At 59.9% G+C, this 16,714-nt stretch carries 16 protein-coding genes; 7 read left to right on the top strand and 9 right to left on the bottom strand.

Annotation, left to right across the window (positions count from 1 at the left end):
* The first annotated feature begins 3 nt into the window (after positions 1–3).
* Positions 4–2,220, top strand: a complete 2,217-nt coding sequence (gene hypF, locus ACQG0T_RS18010; protein ID WP_110293106.1) for a carbamoyltransferase HypF — start codon at positions 4–6, stop codon at positions 2,218–2,220.
* 1 nt (position 2,221) lies between these two features.
* Positions 2,222–3,244: a HoxN/HupN/NixA family nickel/cobalt transporter gene (locus ACQG0T_RS18005; protein ID WP_033487574.1), complete on the top strand. Its 1,023-nt coding sequence runs from the start codon at positions 2,222–2,224 to the stop codon at positions 3,242–3,244.
* 126 nt (positions 3,245–3,370) lie between these two features.
* Here the strand turns inward: ACQG0T_RS18005 and norW are convergent, their stop codons facing one another.
* Positions 3,371–4,504 (bottom strand): NADH:flavorubredoxin reductase NorW, encoded by a 1,134-nt coding sequence (gene norW / locus ACQG0T_RS18000; protein ID WP_015571680.1) that lies wholly within the window; start codon positions 4,502–4,504, stop codon positions 3,371–3,373.
* Entirely contained in the window at positions 4,501–5,949 is a 1,449-nt protein-coding gene (gene norV, locus ACQG0T_RS17995) for an anaerobic nitric oxide reductase flavorubredoxin (RefSeq protein WP_015571679.1), read from the bottom strand. Before norV ends, norW begins: the two co-directional genes overlap by 4 nt.
* 187 nt (positions 5,950–6,136) lie before the next feature.
* On the opposite strand from norV, the gene norR reads away from it, so the two are divergent.
* Positions 6,137–7,651 (top strand): nitric oxide reductase transcriptional regulator NorR, encoded by a 1,515-nt coding sequence (norR, locus tag ACQG0T_RS17990; RefSeq protein ID WP_017382788.1) that lies wholly within the window; start codon positions 6,137–6,139, stop codon positions 7,649–7,651.
* On the opposite strand, the gene gutQ is transcribed toward norR, so the two are convergent.
* The 7 genes from gutQ to srlA all read right to left on the bottom strand — a co-directional run bounded on the left by gutQ (position 7,648) and on the right by srlA (position 12,575).
* Positions 7,648–8,613: an arabinose-5-phosphate isomerase GutQ gene (gene gutQ / locus ACQG0T_RS17985; protein WP_015571677.1), complete on the bottom strand. Its 966-nt coding sequence runs from the start codon at positions 8,611–8,613 to the stop codon at positions 7,648–7,650. The two genes, norR and gutQ, sit on opposite strands and share 4 nt — an antisense overlap.
* Positions 8,606–9,379 carry a glucitol operon DNA-binding transcriptional repressor SrlR gene (gene srlR, locus ACQG0T_RS17980; RefSeq protein ID WP_015571676.1) on the bottom strand — a complete coding sequence of 258 codons (774 nt, stop codon included), beginning with the start codon at positions 9,377–9,379 and terminating at the stop codon, positions 8,606–8,608. Before srlR ends, gutQ begins: the two co-directional genes overlap by 8 nt.
* A gap of 63 nt (positions 9,380–9,442) precedes the next feature.
* Positions 9,443–9,802: a transcriptional regulator GutM gene (gene gutM / locus ACQG0T_RS17975; protein WP_015571675.1), complete on the bottom strand. Its 360-nt coding sequence runs from the start codon at positions 9,800–9,802 to the stop codon at positions 9,443–9,445.
* 84 nt (positions 9,803–9,886) lie between these two features.
* Complete coding sequence (srlD, locus tag ACQG0T_RS17970) at positions 9,887–10,666, bottom strand: sorbitol-6-phosphate dehydrogenase (protein ID WP_017382786.1); 780 nt, start codon at positions 10,664–10,666, stop codon at positions 9,887–9,889.
* 14 nt (positions 10,667–10,680) lie between these two features.
* Complete coding sequence (gene srlB / locus ACQG0T_RS17965) at positions 10,681–11,043, bottom strand: PTS glucitol/sorbitol transporter subunit IIA (RefSeq protein ID WP_017692786.1); 363 nt, start codon at positions 11,041–11,043, stop codon at positions 10,681–10,683.
* 12 nt (positions 11,044–11,055) lie between these two features.
* On the bottom strand, positions 11,056–12,015 hold the full coding sequence (srlE, locus tag ACQG0T_RS17960; protein WP_045344505.1) for a PTS glucitol/sorbitol transporter subunit IIB: 960 nt from the start codon (positions 12,013–12,015) through the stop codon (positions 11,056–11,058).
* Complete coding sequence (gene srlA / locus ACQG0T_RS17955) at positions 12,012–12,575, bottom strand: PTS glucitol/sorbitol transporter subunit IIC (protein WP_045344506.1); 564 nt, start codon at positions 12,573–12,575, stop codon at positions 12,012–12,014. The genes srlE and srlA overlap by 4 nt, the downstream gene beginning before the upstream one ends.
* Positions 12,576–12,826: 251 nt before the next feature.
* Between srlA and mltB the strand changes: the two genes are divergently transcribed.
* From mltB to ACQG0T_RS17935, 4 genes are all read left to right on the top strand, one after another.
* Positions 12,827–13,927, top strand: a complete 1,101-nt coding sequence (gene mltB / locus ACQG0T_RS17950) for a lytic murein transglycosylase B (protein ID WP_015571672.1) — start codon at positions 12,827–12,829, stop codon at positions 13,925–13,927.
* Positions 13,928–14,239: 312 nt separating this feature from the next.
* Positions 14,240–14,893, top strand: a complete 654-nt coding sequence (locus ACQG0T_RS17945; RefSeq protein ID WP_017382783.1) for a metal ABC transporter ATP-binding protein — start codon at positions 14,240–14,242, stop codon at positions 14,891–14,893.
* Entirely contained in the window at positions 14,890–15,750 is an 861-nt protein-coding gene (locus tag ACQG0T_RS17940) for a metal ABC transporter permease (RefSeq protein ID WP_271040435.1), read from the top strand. The genes ACQG0T_RS17945 and ACQG0T_RS17940 overlap by 4 nt, the downstream gene beginning before the upstream one ends.
* Positions 15,751–15,764: 14 nt before the next feature.
* Positions 15,765–16,643: a metal ABC transporter substrate-binding protein gene (locus ACQG0T_RS17935; RefSeq protein ID WP_022649141.1), complete on the top strand. Its 879-nt coding sequence runs from the start codon at positions 15,765–15,767 to the stop codon at positions 16,641–16,643.
* Positions 16,644–16,714: the final 71 nt, after the last annotated feature.

Here is a 16,714-nt window from a genome sequence, read left to right as displayed (position 1 = left end):
GCGATGCGCGTTAACGGCGTACAGCTTCGGGTGCGCGGCAAGGTGCAGGGGGTAGGATTTCGTCCCTTCGTCTGGCAGCTTGCGCACCAGCTGGGGCTGGCAGGCGACGTCTGCAACGACGGAGAGGGTGTCCTGGTGCGTCTCGCGGGCAGTGGGGGTGACTTTACCGCGAGACTGCGCCAGGACTGCCCACCGCTGGCGCGCATCGATCGCATTGAAACGCAGCCGTTCAGCTGGACGACGCTGCCGGACGAGTTTGTCATCCGCCACAGCGAGAGCGGGGCGATGGACACGCAAATCGTCCCGGATGCCGCCACCTGTCCCGCATGCCTGGCGGAGATGCGCGATCCCCGCGAACGTCGCTACCGCTACCCGTTTATCAACTGCACCCACTGCGGGCCGCGGTTTACCATTATCCGCGCCATGCCCTATGACCGCCCGGCCACGTCAATGGCGCCATTCCCGCTCTGTGTGCCCTGTGAAACGGAGTACCTCAACCCGGCTGACCGGCGTTTTCACGCCCAGCCGGTGGCCTGCCCGGATTGCGGACCGCAGCTGGAGTGGCGAGCCGGGGAGGCTGCTGCCACCCGCGAATCGGCGTTAAGCGCGGCGGTGGCGATGCTGGAAGGCGGCGGGATTGTGGCGGTCAAAGGGCTGGGCGGTTTTCACCTGGTCTGCGACGCGCTTAACCCGCAGGCGGTTCGGAAATTACGGGCACGCAAGCAGCGCCCGACCAGGCCGCTGGCGGTGATGATCCCGCATGCGGACGATCTGCCGGAGGCCATCCAGACGCTGTTACGTTCACCCGTTGCGCCGATTGTGCTGACGCCAAAAGCCTGCCTTCCTGCGTTTCCTGAGGAGATTGCGCCGGGGCTGGATACGGTCGGCGTGATGCTGCCTGCGAACCCGCTCCAGCATTTGCTGATGCTGGACTGCCAGCGCCCGCTGGTGATGACCTCCGGCAACCTCAGCGGCCATCCACCCGCCATAAGCAACCAGCAGGCGCTGGAAGAACTCAGTGACATCGCTGACGGCTTCCTGCTGCACAACCGCGACATCCTGCAACGGATGGATGATTCAGTGATGGACCAGGAGGGCACGATGCTGCGTCGCGCACGCGGTTTTGTGCCGGATGCCATCACATTGCCCGCCGGATTCCGCGACATCCCGCCCATGTTATGCACCGGCGCGGAGATGAAAAACACCTTCAGCCTGGTGCGTGGCAACCAGGCGGTGCTGAGCCAGCATTTTGGCGATCTGAGCGACGAGGGGGTAGAGGTGCAGTGGCGCAGTGCGCTCTCGACGATGCAGGACATCTACGCCTTTCAGCCTGAGCGCGTGGTGTGCGATGCCCATCCGGGTTATCACGCCCGACTGTGGGCCCGGGCGCAGGCGCTGCCCGTTGAGACCGTGCTGCATCATCATGCGCATGCGGCAGCGTGTCTGGCGGAGAATGGCTGGCCGCTCGACGGCGGGGATGTTATTGCCCTGACCCTGGACGGGATCGGCATGGGCGAGAACGGCGCGCTGTGGGGCGGCGAGTGCCTGCGGGTGAACTATCGCGACTGCGAACGGCTGGGCGGTCTGCCAGCCGTTGCGCTGCCGGGGGGCGATCTGGCGGCAAAACAGCCGTGGCGCAATTTGCTCGCCCACTGTCTGGCGTTCGTACCTGACTGGCAGCAGTACCCGGAAACTGAGGTGGTACAGCGTCAAAACTGGCCGCTGCTGGCAACGGCTGTGTCGCGCGGTATCAATGCGCCGCGGGCCTCCTCCTGTGGTCGTCTGTTCGACGCTGTGGCCTGTGCGTTGGGTATTGAAACGCAACGCTATGAGGGCGAAGCCGCGTGCCGGCTGGAGGCGCTGGCCGAACGCTGCGCAGGGGTTGATCATCCGGTGACGCTCCAGACGGATAACCTTGCGCTGTTCTGGCAACAGTGGCTTACCTGGCGGGCGGAGCCCGGCGAGCGCGCCTGGGCTTTTCACGATGCGCTGGCAAAAGGGCTGAGCGTACTGGCGGCAACGCATGCCCGCCGACGGTCGCTCACGACGGTGTGTTTCAGCGGAGGCGTCCTTCACAACCGCCTGCTGCGCGCGCGCCTTCGTCATTACCTTTCTGATTTCACGCTTCTTTTTCCTTCGCGCCTGCCCGCAGGCGACGGAGCGATCTCCTTCGGGCAGGCGGTGGTTGCTGCCGCCCGATCATGTTCACAAGGGATTTAAAATGTTACGACTTTTACGCAATGAACCTCGTGCAGCGTGCCTGCTGCTGGCTCTCGGGATGGCTAACCTGCTGGCCTGGGGGCTGGCGTGGCACACCTTTAGCGGCAGTACGGCGCTGATGGCCGCCAGCCTGCTGGCCTGGTGTTACGGACTGCGTCATGCGGTGGATGCCGACCATATCGCCGCGATTGATACCGTGACGCGTAAAATGATGCAGCAGGGCAAGCGCCCGTCCGGCGTGGGCGCATGGTTTTCCCTCGGACACTCCACCATCGTGGTGCTGGCCTCCATTGCTATCGCCGCTACCGCCACGGCGTTTCAGAAAAACATGGCATGGTTCCACGAAACCGGCAGCCTGATTGGCACCGCCGTCTCCGCCACCTTCCTGCTGGCGATGGCGCTGGTGAATATGGTGATCCTGCGCGGCGTCTGGCGCAGTTTTCAGGCGCTGAAACACGGCAATCCCGTGCAGGGCGACATCACGCTGCCTGCACAGGGCGGCGTCATGAACTGGCTGTTCGGCAAAACCTTCCGCCTCGTCAATAAAAGCTGGCAGATGTACCTGGTCGGTTTCCTGTTCGGCCTGGGGTTCGACACCGCCACCGAAATCGGCGTGCTGGGGATCTCCGCCGCCAGCGCCTCCAGCGGGATGTCGGTGTGGTCGATCATGATCTTCCCGGCGCTCTTCGCCAGCGGCATGGCGCTGGTGGATACGCTCGATAACCTGCTGATGGTGGGTGCCTACGGCTGGGCGTTTAACAAGCCGCAGCGCAAGCTCTACTACAACATGACCATCACCGGCACTTCGGTGGTGGTGGCGCTGTTTATCGGCGGCCTGGAAGCGCTGGGTCTGCTGATGGACAAGTTCGCCCTCAGCGGCGGCGTGTGGGATCTGATTGGCGCGGTGAACGATAACCTGGGCGACGCCGGATTTGTGGTGGTCGGGCTGTTTGTCGCCTGCTGGCTGATCTCGATGGCGAACTATCGCTGGCGCGGTTATGACGCGCTGGTGGTGCGCTCCTGACGCTGAAAGTGTAGCGATAAAAAAAGCCCCGGGACATCGGGGCGGTGGACAACAAAATCCAAAGGTTAAGTAAGCGTGGCAGTACTGTAGGCCGGGTAAGCGGAGCGACACCCGGCATGACGAGGGTTAAGCTGGTAGCGATTTCAGCAGCGCGAAGGCCTCCTTCATTCTGTCTTCGCTGACGACAAAGGCGCGCATCTGACCGTCGGTATCGGTGCCGCGCGCCACCATGCCCTGAGGCGAAAGGACAATCTCCCAGTCCAGATCCTGACGCTGCGTTTCACCTGCGAGATGCAGCGGTAGTTCCGGCGTTTTTACCTTCACCAGCATGGCGGGTAATTTCACCGGGGCGTTGCCGCCGAGCAGGTTTTTCGCCAGGAACATGGCGCTTAACTGAATCGGTTGCAGGAACGGCAGCACCTGGCCGTTAATTTCCGCGCAGTCGCCCAGGGCATAAATGTCCGGCTGGGTGGTTTGCAGGTAGCTGTCCACCTTCACGCCGCGATTGATCTCTGCGCCCGCGCGGTGCGCCAGCGCGGTTTCCGGGCGCAACCCCGTCGCCGCAATAACCACATCCACTTCAACGCTGCGGTTGCGGTCGAGCGTCGCACAAATGCCGGTTTCGGTTTTGCTCAGGCTCTGTAACTGCGATTTCAGCAGCAGATGCACGCCCATGTCGGTCAGACGATGCTGTAAGCGACTGCTTACTTCTGCTGGCATCAGCGCTGACAGAATGCTGGCCGCGTGGTCAACCAGGGTAACGGATTTTCCCGCCCGGCAGAAGTCCATCGCCAGCTCGGTGCCAATCAGCCCGCCGCCGACAATCATCACCCGCGTGGCGTCGCGTAACAGGGTCTCGCTGGCCTGATACTCCTGCTGGCTGTTGAGCGTGACCATCAGCTCGCGGCCCTCAACCGGCGGCACAAACGCCGATGCCCCCGTCGCCAGCACCAGTTTGTCGTACTGCCAGGTTTTATCTTTCGCGTTCACCACGTGGGCGTCGGCGTCGATATCGGTGACCCAGGTGTACGGAAACAGACGCAGGTTAAACTGTTCTGCGAACTCCCCCGCCGTCTGGCGGGTGAGATCGTCGGCGCGCTGATTCTGGCTAATGACGTGGCTTAAATCAGGCTTGTTGTACTCATCCATGCTGTCGGCGGCGATCACCGTCAGCGGCACGTTAGCATCCTGTTTGCGGATATTTTTCACCAGCTGGCGGGCGGCAAAGCCCGAGCCGATAATGACGATGCCGTGGCTCATTTTGCCTCCGTTGCCAGTTCATCAAAGACGTCTTTCCCGAGGGAACATTCCGGGCAGAGGAAGTTGTCCGGCACCTCGCTCCACGGCGTACCCGGCGCGACATCCTGCAACGGCTCGCCCAGCTCAGGATCGTAAATCCACTGGCAGACGCTGCACTGCATGCAAGGGCCGAGGTCGGCAGCGGCAGGAGCGGCTTCTGCTACAGCTTTCGGCGTAACCGCCGCGGCGGGTGCGGTTTCCGGCAGCGGCGCAAGCGCCCACTGGCGGGCAATGTCGCGACCGTGCTGACGACAGATTTCCAGCGCGTCGAGATCCGGACGCCATTTCGCCTTCAGGCTCAGGGACATCTCAAAACCAGCATCCTGTAAACGGGTGGAGAGACGGTCTACCGCGCCGCCGCTCCAGCCGTGTGAACCAAAGGCGCTGGCGCGTTTGTTACGAAAGCGCAGGCCGGTCATCTCTTCTACCAGTCCGGCAATTTTCGGCATCATCACGTTATTCATGGTGGAGGTACCCACCAGCACGCCTTTGGAGCGGAAGACGTTGGTCAATACCTCATTCTTATCGCTGCGCGCCACGTTGAAGATTTTCACCGCCACGTTCGGGTCAACTTCGTTGATGCCCTGGGCAATGGCGTCCGCCATCATGCGGGTGTTGTTGGACATGGTGTCGTAGAAGATGGTGATGCGATCTTCCTGATAGTCCGCCGCCCACTTCAGGTACAATTCGACAATCTGGGTTGGATTTTCACGCCATACCACGCCGTGGGAGGTGGCAATCATATCCACCGGCAGGTTGAAGCCGAGGATCTCGGTGATTTTTGGCGTGACCAGACGGCTGAACGGGGTCAGGATGTTGGCGTAGTAGCGCTGGCACTGTTCGAACAGCTCGGTCTGATCCACTTCGTCGTTGAACAGACGTTCGTCGCAGTAGTGCTGGCCGAAGGCGTCGTTACTGAACAGCACCGCGTCACCGGTCATGTAGGTCATCATGCTGTCCGGCCAGTGCAGCATTGGGGTTTCCACGAAGATCAGCTGTTTGCCATTGCCGATATCCAGCGTGTCGCCGGTTTTCACGGTGTGGAAGTTCCACTCCGGATGGTGGTGGTGGCCGTTGATGGAGTCAATGGCGTTGGTGGTGCAGTAGATCGGGGTATCCGGAATGTGGGACATCAGCTCGGTCAGCGCCCCGGCGTGATCCTCTTCCGCGTGGTTGATGATGATGTAGTCGATGTCATTCAGATCGATTTCGCTGCGCAGGTTCTGCACGAACTCGCGGCTGAATTTGTGATCGACGGTATCGATCAGGACGTTTTTACCTTCACGAATGAGATAGCTGTTGTAGCTGCTGCCGCGCAGCGTTTTGTATTCCGTCCCGTGAAAATCACGTACTTCCCAGTCACGTTGACCCACCCAATGAATGTTATTTTTAACCAGAATAGACATAGCAACCTCAACTTAATACGGCGTTTTCAAATAAGATGACTGTCATATATCAAGTTGCGTGCCAACTTTTTAACTCATTGAAAATAATGTATTTATATTTTGATGCTCCCTAATGGGTAGTCATTTTGACTATCTTAAAAATTGTCAATATGACACTATGCATTGTCAAAATGACAGTGAGGCAGAGATGAGCTTTTCCGTAGATGTGCTGGCGAAGATCGCCATAGAACTGCAAACCGGTATTGGTCATCAGGACCGCTTTCAGCGGCTGATCTCCACGTTGCGCCACGTGCTGGATTGCGATGCGTCGGCGCTGCTGCGTTACGAAGGGCGGCAGTTTATTCCGCTGGCTATCGACGGTCTGGCGAAGGACGTACTCGGGCGGCGCTTTACCCTGGAGGGCCACCCGCGTCTGGAAACCATCGCCCGTGCGGGTGACGTGGTGCGTTTCCCGGCAGACAGCGATCTGCCCGATCCTTACGACGGCCTGATCCCCGGACAGGAGAGCCTGAAGGTGCACGCCTGTATCGGCCTGCCGCTGTTTGCCGGGCAGAACCTGATTGGCGCGTTAACCCTCGACGGCATGTCGCCTGATCAGTTCGATACCTTCAGCGATGAAGAGCTACGGCTGATTGCCGCGCTGGCGGCCGGGGCGCTGAACAACGCCCTGCTGATAGAACAGCTGGAGAGCCAGAATATTCTTCCGGGTAGCCCGACGGCGTTTGAGCAGGTGGCGCACACCGAAATGATCGGCCTTTCGCCGGGCATGGCGCAGCTCAAAAAAGAGATTGAGATTGTCGCCGCGTCTGATTTGAACGTGCTGATCTTCGGGGAGACCGGCACCGGTAAAGAGCTGGTGGCAAAAGCGATCCACGAAGCCTCGCCCCGTGCGGTGAATCCGCTGGTCTATCTCAACTGCGCGGCGTTGCCGGAAAGCGTGGCGGAAAGCGAGCTGTTCGGACACGTCAAAGGGGCCTTTACCGGGGCGATCAGCAACCGCAGCGGCAAGTTCGAAATGGCTGATAACGGCACGCTGTTCCTCGATGAAATTGGCGAACTCTCCCTTTCGCTTCAGGCCAAACTGCTGCGGGTGTTGCAGTATGGCGATATTCAACGCGTGGGAGACGATCGCAGCTTACGCGTGGATGTGCGCGTGCTGGCGGCGACGAACCGCGATCTGCGCGAAGAGGTGCTGGCGGGGAATTTCCGCGCCGATCTGTTCCACCGTCTGAGCGTGTTCCCGCTCACGGTGCCGCCGCTGCGCGAGCGGGGCGAGGATGTGGTTCTGCTGGCGGGCTTTTTCTGCGAACAGTGTCGGCTCAAAATGGGGCTTTCCCGCGTGGTGCTAAGTCCCGGCGCGAGGACGCACCTGCTGAGCTACGGCTGGCCGGGTAACGTGCGTGAACTGGAACATGCGATCCACCGCGCGGTGGTGCTGGCGCGGGCAACGCGTTCGGGGGATGAAGTGGTTATTCATGCGCGCCATTTCGCGCTGCATGAGGAAACGATGCCGCCCGTGAAGCCGGTGATACCTGAGAGCGTGAACGAAAACCTGCGCGAGGCGACGGATGCGTTCCAGCGTCAGATGATCGCCCGCGCGCTGGAGCAGAATAACCGCAGCTGGGCGGCGTGCGCGCGGGCGCTGGAGATGGACGTCGCCAACCTTCACAGGCTGGCGAAACGTCTGGGGCTGAAGGGTTAAATAATCCCCGCCTGGTAGAAGTCTTGCAGGTTGATCGCGCCGCACAGCCTGCCGTGCTCGTCCACCACCGGCGCGGCGGTGATTTTGCGCTTCATCAGCACCTCTTTGGCTTCAATCGCGCGGCTGTCGGCATTCAGCGTCAGCCCGCCCTGGGTCATTGCTTCGGATACCCGCGCCTCCAGCTTGCCGCCGCCCACCAGCCAGCGGCGCAGGTCGCCGTCGGTGAAGACGCCCTTCACCTGGCGGTCATTGTCGCATACCGCAACCAGCCCCAGCCCGGTGCGGCTCAGCTCCAGCATGGCGTCCATCACGCTGGTGTCGAGTTTGACCTGAGGAATGGCATCGTCCGTGCGCATCAGGTGGTGAACTTTGTTGAGCAGACGAGCCCCAAGCGCGCCCGCAGGATGGGAACGGGCGAAATCTTCCTCATTAAAACCGCGCGCCTGCATCACCGCCATCGCCAGGGCGTCACCCATCATCAGCGTGTTGACGGTGCTGGAGGTCGGTGCCAGGTGCATCGGACAGGCTTCGCGCTCAACGGAAATATCCAGCGTTGCTTTCGCGGCCAGCGCCAGCGGCGAACGGGATTTGCCGGTCATCGCTAACAGGGCCACCGATTTTTCTTGCAGGCGAGGGATGATGAGATCCAGCTCTTTGGCTGAACCGGAGTAGGAGATAAACAGCATCACGTCGCGGCTTTCGATCATCCCCAGATCGCCGTGCAGCGCTTCGGCAGGATGCACGAAGAACGCCGGGGTGCCGGTGCTGGCAAGCGTCGCGGCAATCTTCTTGCCGATATGACCGGATTTACCGATACCCGCCACGATCACTTTGCCCTCGCAGTGGATAATGGTGTTGGCTGCACGAACAAAATCCTCACCCAGACGTTCCGGCAGGCGGCTGGCTTCCTGTAGCTCCAGCAGCAGGGTCTGACGGCCTGCGTTTAACAGAAAATCACTCATTTTTCTCTCCGGTTACGATCACGTCGATGCCCTTCGCTTCCAGCGCTTTTTTAAATGCCGGATCGATACCTGCGTCGGTAATCAGCTTATCGACGCTTTCAAGGCTACAGACAATGTTGGGGCTTTTACGGCCAAATTTCGACGAGTCCGCCATCAAAATCACTTCCCGCGCGGCGTTGCACATCGCTTTGCTGACGCTGAACACCTCGTTGAAGGTGGTCACGCCCGCGTTGAGGTCGATGCCGTCCGTGCCCATAAACAGCTTATCGAAGCTGAAGTGGTCGAAGGCATTCTCCGCCAGCTGCCCGTGAAACGACGCGGATTTTTTACGGAAGGTGCCACCGGGCATCAGGATGGTCTGCTCGCTGTCGAACTCTGACAGGGCATTGACGATGTGCAGGCTGTTGGTCATCACGGTGATGTTATTAAAGCGGCTGAGCAGCGGGATCATCTGTAGGACGGTACTGCCTGCGTCGAGGATAATGGAATCGCCGTCCTGGATAAATTTGACGGCGGCTTCGGCAATCAGCGCTTTCTGGTGAGTATTGATCAGCGTTTTGTGGTCGATAGGCGGGTCGGCTTCGTCTTTATTGAGCACCACGCCGCCGTAGGTACGAATGACGGCGCCGGAGTTTTCGAGCAACACCAGGTCCTTGCGTATTGTCGTGCCGGTGGTGTCAAAGTAGTGGGCCAGATCCTCTACCGAGCACTTTCCCTGCTTTTGCAGATGCTCAAGTATGGCCGCCTGCCGCTGACGTGGTTTCATAGGCGCTTCGTTCCTTACGTTGCGAAATGATAATTCCGCAAGTTTATAACTTTCACAACGAAATTATCCATGTTTCAGATTAAGCGCTAATGATAGTGCATTCTGACAGAGTGAATCATGGGGGAAGATCACATCAGGTTGTAATTCATGCAGCGAAATGCCGTCGATCGCCTGGATTTTGGTCGGACGGGCAAACACCGTTACGCCGCGCATGATGAGGGAATCGCAAACCATATTGTTTTCATCCAGCGCAACAGCGACGACAACCCGCGGTTTGAAGCGTCCCCCGGAACGCCCGACGCCCACGCGTCCCTTCTGACACAGGGCATCAAAGGCGCGGTTAAACTGACGGATTTGCCAGCCGCCAAACGCCATCTGGCAAAGCCAGGCGAGGGCGGCGACGGTGATGAGTGCAGTGACCATATCGGCTCCTTAACTGCCGGGTGCGTCTTACCCGGCCTACGGGGATTGTAACCCCGGTAAGCGCAGCGCCACCGGGGAATGAACTCAGAACATCACCTGCCCACCGGTAACGTTAATCGACTGCCCGGTGCAGTACGAGGCTTTCGGGCTGGCGTAAAACAGCAGCATGTTCAGCACGTCCTGATAATCGCACCCGCGCTTCAGCGGCACTTTGTCGATGTAGTACTGTTCGACGTCCTCTGCTTTGATGCCAAGTTTGGCGGCATACTGCGGCAGCAGGGACTGGAACATCGGGGATTTCAGCAGATTACCCAGCATCAGCGCGTGCACGGTTATGCCGTATTCGGCCAGATCCAGCGCCAGAGACTGCGTCAGCCCGACGCCGCCAAACTTCGCCGCGCTGTAGCCGGAGTTGTGCTTGCTGCCCACTTTCCCCGATTTTGAGTTGATCTGAATGATGCGACCCTGAATACCGTCGCGGATCATCAGACGGGAAAATTCGCGGGCGCAGAGGAAATAGCCCACCAGATTCACCTGCAACGAGCGATCAAAATCCCCCAGTTCGAAATCGCTGATAAAGGCCGCTTTCGCAATCCCCGCGCTGTAGACCAGCAGATCGGTGCGACCAAAAATCTCATCCACGCCGCGGGCCAGCGCCATCACGCTCTGCTCGCTGGTGGCGTCGGCGCCAAATCCATACGCCATCCCTTCGCCAAATTCGGTGTTGATGGCGTCCGCTACGCGGGCGGCTTTCTCACTCTGAATATCCACGACCGCCACGCGGTAGCCCTCTGCGGCAAGCCCATGGCAGAGGAACTCGCCTAAGGTTTGTCCCCCACCAATGACAACGGCAACCTGACTCATGTGTCTCTCCTTTATTACGAAATAAATTTTAACGTGCAGCCTGGGGTGACAGCCTGCGGAACCGGCCCCTCAACGTGAACCGTGCCGGGATACTCCGCCCGCGGCTGGCCGTCGAAACGCAAGGTGATGTGCCCCAGCTCGCGCAGGTTTTGCTCGGCGACGTCACCGACGGCGGTTACGGCATAGCGCGCCTTGCCCAGCTCCAGCTGGCCACCGGCCTTCAGCTCGCCGTTTAACTCGCCGTGGCAGTGGATAAAGCAAAACTCTTCGATATCTGCCGGGGCGCCTTCGCGGAAGGTGATCAGCATCTGGTCGCTCAGCGCATCGGCCGCGCTCTGGCCGATGCGGGTAATGGTGGTCTGGTAAATCACGGTCATGGCAGGAACCTCTTATTGATAAATAAAGCCGGAGACAAACCAGGCAATTAGCACCGTTGGCGCGCCCGTCAGGAAGCGGCTCACCAGCACGGAGGGGACGCCCACGCGCACGGTCTCCTGGCGCGCTTCCGCCAGCGACAGCCCGACGGGGATGAAGTCGCACGCCGCCTGAGCGTTAATGGCAAACAGGGCGGGCAGGGCGAGGTGCGGGGGAATATTCCCCAGACCAATCTGCACGCCAATCAGCACGCCGATGACCTGGGCAATCACCGCGCCCGGGCCAAGAAACGGCGACAGCAGCGGGAAGGAGCAGATCAGCGCCAGCGTCACCAGGCCGAGCGGGTGGCTGGCGAGCGGGGCGAGGCCGTGGGCAATCCAGTCGCCGAGGCCGGAGGCCATGATGATGCCGATCAGCGCCGAGACGAACGCCATAAACGGCAGAATGGTTTTCAGCACCGTGTCGATGGTGTCGCGCCCGGACTGAAACAGAACCGCCACGGCGGACCCCATCCCCATCCCGACCTTCGCCAGCAGGCCGTCGCTCTGCTCGGTGATTTTTTTGCTGGTGTCGTAGTCGCGCGGGGCTGCTTTTTGCGGCGCGGGTGTGCCATTCACCAGCGTGATGTTGTCCTCCTTCACGCCCGAGACATAAATGTCCTCAAGGATGTACTGCGCCAGCGGGCCTGATTTGCCCGTGGAGTGAATATTCACCGTCGGAATGCGGCGCTTCGGGTAGATGCCGCAGCGCAGCGTGCCGCCGCAGTCGATTACCGCCACGCCGATTTCCGCTTCCGGCGGCTCGCCTTCCTTGAAGCCGTCGACCGCTTCCCAGCCGGTCAGCTCGCGCAGCCTGTCGACGATCGCCGGGCGCGTGCCCGCGGTGATGTAGACGATCTTTTTGCCTTCGGTGGCGTCGAACTCCAGCGGGCCGCCCCAGCCGCCCGTGCCTTTCTCTATGCGGATCCGGTTCATGCTGTGGCTCCTGAAAGATGGACTTTCTCATCAAGCTGGATGCCCATTTTTTTCTCAAAAATGGCGGTGGTGAGGTCCGTCACCCAGCCGCGGAAGAAGTTGGTGACCAGGCCGACCAGCAGATAGCTCACCGCCAGCGGGCCGAGCGGCAGTCCCAGCGTAGTGAGACCGCTGGCAATCCCGAGGTAAACAAACAGCTCGCCGGGGTTAATGTGCGGGAACAGGCCGTTCATTGAATGGCAGCTGTAGGAGGCGGCGGCGTAATAACTCGGCTTGTACTTCTCTGGCATAAAGCGGCCGAGGCTTAAGGTCATCGGGTTGCAGAACACAAAGGTGCCGATGAAGGGCAGGATCAGGTAGCGGGACAGCGGATTGCCGGCACAGCGCTGGGCGAAGCGTTCAATACGCTGCTGGCCGATAAAGTTAATCAGGGCGTTCATGATCACCAGCAGGCTGATCAGCAGGGGCAGGATCCCGGTCACCATGCCGGTGAATACCTCGCCGCCTTTCTGAAACAGCCCGATGAACCACTCGGCGCCGTGGGTGATGGTTTCTATCATTCTTCTCTCCTGTAGGGCGTTTGTTTTTGTCTATCTGCGGCTAATAATAATCACTTTGAAAGGTTTTAAAGTGTTAATCAGATCTCACAATGAAAGAAAAATGTATTATTTTGAAAGTTTATTGGTGAGGTGAATAATTTTTGGTGGAAAAAAGCGCGGATTTGCGCTGAGGGGGGGCGTACCGCTTCCTTGAGGAGTTGGGGATGCTTTACCATACTGGGTTCTTACCGAACTCGTTAAATGGATGCCACATGTTCAAGCGTCGTTATGCAGCGCTGTTGCCTGCGCTTATTCTCCTGTCCGCCTGTAGTAGCAAACCCAAGACCGAAGCCGCTCAGCCAACGGCGGGCGCGCCTTCCGGAGGATTCCTGCTGGAGCCGCAGCACAATATGATGCAGATGGGCGGCGACTTCGCGAATAACCCTGCGGCCGAACAGTTCATCGATAAAATGGTGAGCAAGCACGGTTTTGACCGCCAGCAGCTGCATGCCATTTTGTCTCAGGCGAAGCGTCTGGACTACGTGCTGCGCCTGATGGACAGGCAGGCGCCGACAGCCCAGGTGCCGACCGGGCCAAACGGCGCGTGGCTGCGCTATCGCAAACAGTTTATTACCCCGGACAACGTGCAGAATGGCGTGGTGTTCTGGAATCAGTATGAAGACGCCCTGAACCGTGCGTGGCAGGTCTATGGCGTGCCGCCGGAGATCATCGTCGGTATTATTGGGGTCGAGACCCGCTGGGGACGCATTATGGGTAAAACCCGCATCCTTGATGCGCTGGCGACGCTCTCCTTCAACTACCCGCGCCGCGCCGAGTATTTCTCTTCCGAGCTGGAAACCTTCCTGCTGATGGCGCGAGACGAACAGGACGATCCGCTCGATCTGAAAGGGTCGTTCGCCGGGGCAATGGGCTACGGCCAGTTTATGCCGTCCTCCTATAAGCAGTACGCGGTAGATTTTAACGGGGATGGTCACATCAACCTGTGGGATCCCGAAGACGCCATTGGCAGCGTGGCCAATTACTTCAAAGCGCATGGCTGGACGCCGGGCGGCCAGGTGGCGGTGCAGGCGAACGGCGAGGCGTTTGGTCTGGAAAACGGATTTAAAACCAAATACAGCGTGGCGCAGCTGGCAGCGGCAGGCTTAACGCCGTCGCAGCCGCTGGGCAATGTTGACCAGGTGAGCCTGCTGCGCCTGGATGTCGGAACCGGTTATCAGTACTGGTTCGGGCTGCCGAACTTCTACACCATTACCCGCTACAACCACAGCACGCACTATGCGATGGCGGTGTGGCAGCTGGGGCTGGCGGTGTCTCAGGCGCGTGTGCCGGCAGCGTCACCGTTTAGCCAGTAAGTTACCCTGACGGGTAGGCCGGGTAAGGCAACGCCGCCACCCGGCATGGCTGCATGCACGGTGCGGCCTGATGCCCTCACCCTGACCCTCTCCCACGGGAGAGGGGAATTTTGCAGAAACATTTCGCCACACTCCCATTTCACTCCCACCGTTTACATCTTAATCGACTTTCATTATTGTTATGTTATAACATTATTTTTGAATTGAGATTTCCATGTCCCTGTTTTCTCTCTCATCCCCGGTTCGGCTGCTGCTGGCGCTGGTGATCATTCTGTTTCTCGGCCTGGCCGTGCGCTGGGCGGTGGCGTTGCCATGATCGTGATGAACGACCTGGTGGCGGGTTACGATCGCCAGCCCGTTACGCGCGCGCTGTCCGGCGTGATTGAACGCGGGAGCATGACCGCTATCGTCGGGGCCAACGGCTGCGGCAAATCCACGCTGCTGAAAACGCTCGCCGGCTTTATTCCGCCCGTCAGCGGTACGTTTCGCTGGCAGGGGAGACGTCCGGTGGTGGGCTGGCTGGCGCAGCGTCACGCGCTGGAGGCGCAATTTCCTCTGACCGTGCAGGACGTGGTGAGTATGGGCTGCTGGCCAGCAATCTCACTGTTTGCCGGTTTTCGTCGGGATACCCGCATGCGCATTGCCGGCGCGCTGGAGCGCGTGGGGCTGGAGTCCATGGCGTTCTCTACCATAGATGAACTTTCCGGCGGCCAGTTTCAGCGCATGCTGTTTGCCCGCGTTTTGGTGCAGCAGGCGCCGCTGGTGATGCTGGATGAGCCTTTCACCGGCGTCGATGAAGCGACCTGCAACGTGCTGATGGATCTGATGCTGGAGATGTATATGCAGGGGCAGACCCTGCTGGCGGTACTGCACGACAGCGAACGCGTCTCGCGCCACTTCCCACAAACGCTGCGGCTGGACGCTGATACGCCGCACTGGAAAACCGAGCGGGTGAGGGTGGCATGATCTGGCATCTCTTCTTCCAGCCGTTTATTGAGTACGGCTTTATGCGGCGCGCGCTGGTGGTTTGCCTGGCGCTCTCCGTCAGCACCACTGCGCTGGGCGTATTTCTTCAACTGCGTCGGATGAGCCTGATGGGGGACGCCCTTTCTCACGCCATTTTGCCGGGTGTCGCGGTGGGCTATCTGCTCAGCGGGATGTCGCTGCTGGCAATGACTGTTGGCGGGTTTATTGCCGGGATCGCCGTTGCGCTGGTGGCCGGGCTGGTCAGCCGCCGCACGCCGCTTAAAGAGGATGCCAGCTTCGCGGGGTTTTACCTGGGCTCGCTGGCGCTGGGCGTCACGCTGGTGTCGCTGCGTGGTTCAAATGTCGATCTGCTTCATCTTCTGTTTGGCTCCATTCTCGCCGTGGATAGCGCGTCAGCCCTGTTCGTGACGGGCGCTTGCATGTTCACGCTCCTCACGCTGGCGATTTTTTATCGGGGGCTGGTCAGCGAAGCGTTTGATACCGCGTGGTTGCAGGTGAACGCGCGCTGGCTGCCCGGGATGTTACACGGTCTGTTTCTGGCGCTGCTGGTGCTCAACCTGGTAGCCGGTTTTCAGGTGCTCGGCACGCTGATGGCCGTCGGGCTGATGATGTTACCCGCCGTGGCGGCACGCTGCTGGGTGCGCACATTGCCAGGGTTACTTTTGATGGCGGGTATCAGCGGTATTTTTTGCGCGTGGCTGGGCTTAAGCCTTTCCTGGGCAGTGAGTCTGCCCGCCGGGCCCTCCATTGTGCTGACCGCCAGCGCATTGTTCTTTATTTCAGTTTTATTTGGCACGCGCAGCAGGCTGGCGGATAGCCTGCGGGCGCTTTTTTAACGCAAGGGGAAACAATGAAACGTACAGGATTAGCCGTGGCGCTCGCGCTCGGCATGATGACGCACGGCGTAATGGCGAAAACGCTTAATGTGGTGACCAGCTTTTCCATCCTGGGAGACATCACGCAGCAGGTTGGCGGCGATCGTGTGAAGGTGACGACGCTGGTGGGGCCGGACGGTGATCCCCATACTTTCGAACCTTCGCCCAAAGACAGCGCGGCGCTGAGTAAAGCTGACGTGGTGGTGGTCAATGGGCTGGGGCTGGAGGGCTGGCTCGACCGTCTGGTGAAAGCCTCCGGATTCAAAGGCCAACTGGTGGTTGCTTCGGACGGCGTGAAAACGCACACGCTGGAAGAGGACGGTAAAACCGTGACCGATCCGCACGCGTGGAACAGCGCGGCGAACGGCGCGCTGTATGCGCAAAATATTCTCTCAGGGCTGGTGAAGGCCGATCCTGAAGATACGGCGGCGCTTGAAGCTACCGGTAAACCCTATATTGCGCAGCTCTCTCAGCTGGACGGTTGGGCTAAAAAGCGTTTCAGCGACATCCCACAGGCGAAGCGCAAAGTGCTGACCAGCCACGACGCCTTCGGCTATTTCAGCCGCGCCTACGGCGTGACGTTTATGGCGCCGCAGGGGCTGTCGTCTGAGAGTGAAGCCAGCGCGGCGCAGGTAGCGGAGATCATCAATCAGATTAAAGCTGACGGCGTGAAAACCTGGTTTATGGAAAACCAGCTTGACCCACGCCTGGTGAAGCAGATTGCGACCGCCACGGGCGCCCAGCCGGGTGGTGAACTTTACCCGGAAGCGCTGTCCGCGAAGGGCGGCGTGGCGGACACCTACGTCAAGGCGTTTCGCCACAATGTGGACACCCTCGCTAACAGCATGAAATAAGCGTCTCTCTGGCCGATGCGTCCGCATCGGCTTTTTTCTGAAGCCCCCTCGTAAAACCCGACGCGCATCCC

The sequence above is a fragment of the Enterobacter cloacae complex sp. 302F9 genome, assembly GCF_050030335.1.
Classification (GTDB): Bacteria; Pseudomonadota; Gammaproteobacteria; order Enterobacterales; family Enterobacteriaceae; genus Enterobacter; species Enterobacter hormaechei_C.
This window is presented reverse-complemented; position numbering and strand designations above follow the sequence as displayed.